Raw genomic sequence first — 2,102 nt, 5'->3', positions numbered from 1 at the left:
CCACACTGCCCGTACCGGGACGGCTGTTGCCTGCGTGTCGTCTGGCGGCTGAGGAATATGACTATGTACGCAAAATCTTTTCTCGCACTTGATGGCAACGGGCGTCTGACCGGTGCCCGTACTGCAAAGACTGCGCCATACGATCGTTATACCTGCCATCTTTGCGGCAGTGCACTCAGATACCATCCGCAATACGACACTGAGCGTCCCTGGTTTGAACACACCGACGAAGAGCTGACGGAGCACGGTCATGAGTGTCCTTACGTCAGGCCTGATCGCAGGGAAGTGCAACTGGTTAAACGTTTACGGCAATTCGTACCGGATGCCTTACCCGTAGTGCGTAAAACCAGCTGGCACTGCAGACAATGCCTGCACGATTATTATGGGGAACGCTATTGTACACACTGTCATACAGGGCGTTTCAGTGAGGAGGCTGTGGCAGGATGAACGGTCTGAAAACGGGGCTGGGGATCACGCCTGGTGAGCACATTATCAGTGCGGCCTCAGCCCTTAGCAGAAATATCAGGCATTGTTTCTGTCTTTCCTGTCGTGGCCGGTTGATTTTGCGGACAGATGCTCAGGGGGCGTGGTTTGAGCATGATTTACATGCCCTGAGCGCGCAACAGAAGGCGGCCTGCGTGGTGCTGAATCCGGAAAAATCCCATCCTTACATTGATGATATGGCGATGTTTTTATCGCCATTACCTGTCGTGCTGGAGTGGCATTGTGTGATGTGCGGGCAGCATTTTTCCGGGAAAAAGTTCTGTGAAGCCTGTGGCACGGGGATCTATTCCAGAGCGGTATGTACAAAGTATGTTTACAGGTACCAGCCAGATTTGCTCCGGGACCCGGAGTGAGGGAGATGCGACATAATTACCTGATCATGACAGCCATGCTTCTGCCGGATTCGTACGTGGTCCGGCGTTTTTTTCGCCGGGGGATTCACTGGCTGTGTCTGCTGATGATCCTCTTTATGCGACATTCAGACAGGGGAGACATCGATAAACATCATCATCTGCGGGCAAATAGTTACACAGAATGATCATTGCTACCGGTTATGGCAAAAATTGGTGATGACCAGGTGAACCATCGGTGCTTCCGTTGATTCTTATGGACTGATAAAGTTTTGTCAGCTGAATCTTTATACGGAATTCTTTTCAGTATGCGTACACGAATTGACTATCTGGCGGATAAATACTGCTTTACAGAACTGAATGAGTCTCCCCGTCTTCGCCTGCAGTGGCAGGATGTTCTGGAGGAGTGCCGACAGACAGAGGCCGGGCCAGAAGAACGACTGCGTATTGCCCTGCTGAATGTGGATTACGTCACCAGTTTTGAACTACCTTTTCGTCTGCTTTTAACCCGCACACCACAAATGATTGCTGCGCTACGTGAAGAATGGGACGTCAGTCAGAAAAATGTGGTGTTCAACGATAAACGCTTTGGCTGCGTGTACAGTCTGAAGACCAGCCTTTCCGGTGTACCGGATACATTCCGGTATCATCTGTCTCACCGTATTCGGCGGGTGGTTGCGAATGAAAACACATCATCGCCATACCAACTGATTGCCCGGGAAGTGAAAGCGCCCCGTCAACGGCTGAAGTATGCGCTGGAGACAGGATTGCAGGTGAGCGCACTGGACGGCCTGTTCTGGTTCGGCAGCCAGCGCATTGCGGCAGATATCCTGAGGCTGAGAAAGTACGGGATGCGGATTGCGACGGCTTCTGTGGACGTGTATGACAACATAACCGGAACAACTCGTCATATCCCTGTATATTACTCCTGACGCAAAATAGTCTGTGGGGGCCGGAGCATGACCGGTAACCGGAACAGGGTTTTGCCCTCGTCACAGCCAAAAATACGTCCTTTATCACATTTCTTCGATTTTTCCTGATATTTTACCGGGTTACTGTTCAAAAATGCTTCTCTTCTGATGTAAATTTCTTTACTGACACTTTTTGACATGAATTTACACTGGCATCACACAGGCCAGAATACGGGGAGAACATGCAGCACCGGCAGAAAAACATTCTGACGAAAACGTCCCTTTTATCCCGTGCGTTGTCTGTCCCCTGTTGTGATATGTTCCGGCGCGGCTCTGC

Annotated in this window: 4 protein-coding genes; all 4 read left to right on the top strand. The window is 50.8% G+C overall.

All coding sequences use genetic code 11. The features are described 5' to 3' along the window. The first annotated feature begins 63 nt into the window (after nt 1-63). On the top strand, nt 64-447 hold the full coding sequence (locus QZF50_RS23535) for a putative zinc ribbon protein (RefSeq protein ID WP_061892685.1): 384 nt from the start codon (nt 64-66) through the stop codon (nt 445-447). Then, nucleotides 444-857 (top strand): putative zinc ribbon protein, encoded by a 414-nt coding sequence (locus QZF50_RS23530; RefSeq protein ID WP_061892686.1) that lies wholly within the window; start codon nt 444-446, stop codon nt 855-857. Before QZF50_RS23535 ends, QZF50_RS23530 begins: the two co-directional genes overlap by 4 nt. A 5-nt stretch (nt 858-862) precedes the next feature. After that, nucleotides 863-1,042: a hypothetical protein gene (locus QZF50_RS23525; protein WP_061892687.1), complete on the top strand. Its 180-nt coding sequence runs from the start codon at nt 863-865 to the stop codon at nt 1,040-1,042. Between the two features lie 120 nt (nt 1,043-1,162). Next, complete coding sequence (locus QZF50_RS23520; protein ID WP_061892688.1) at nt 1,163-1,786, top strand: hypothetical protein; 624 nt, start codon at nt 1,163-1,165, stop codon at nt 1,784-1,786. Nucleotides 1,787-2,102: the final 316 nt, after the last annotated feature.

The organism is uncultured Escherichia sp. (assembly GCF_948475835.1).
GTDB lineage: Bacteria > Pseudomonadota > Gammaproteobacteria > Enterobacterales > Enterobacteriaceae > ECMA0423.
The sequence above is the reverse complement of the archived record's forward strand: the minus strand, read 5'-3'. Positions and strand labels throughout refer to the sequence as shown.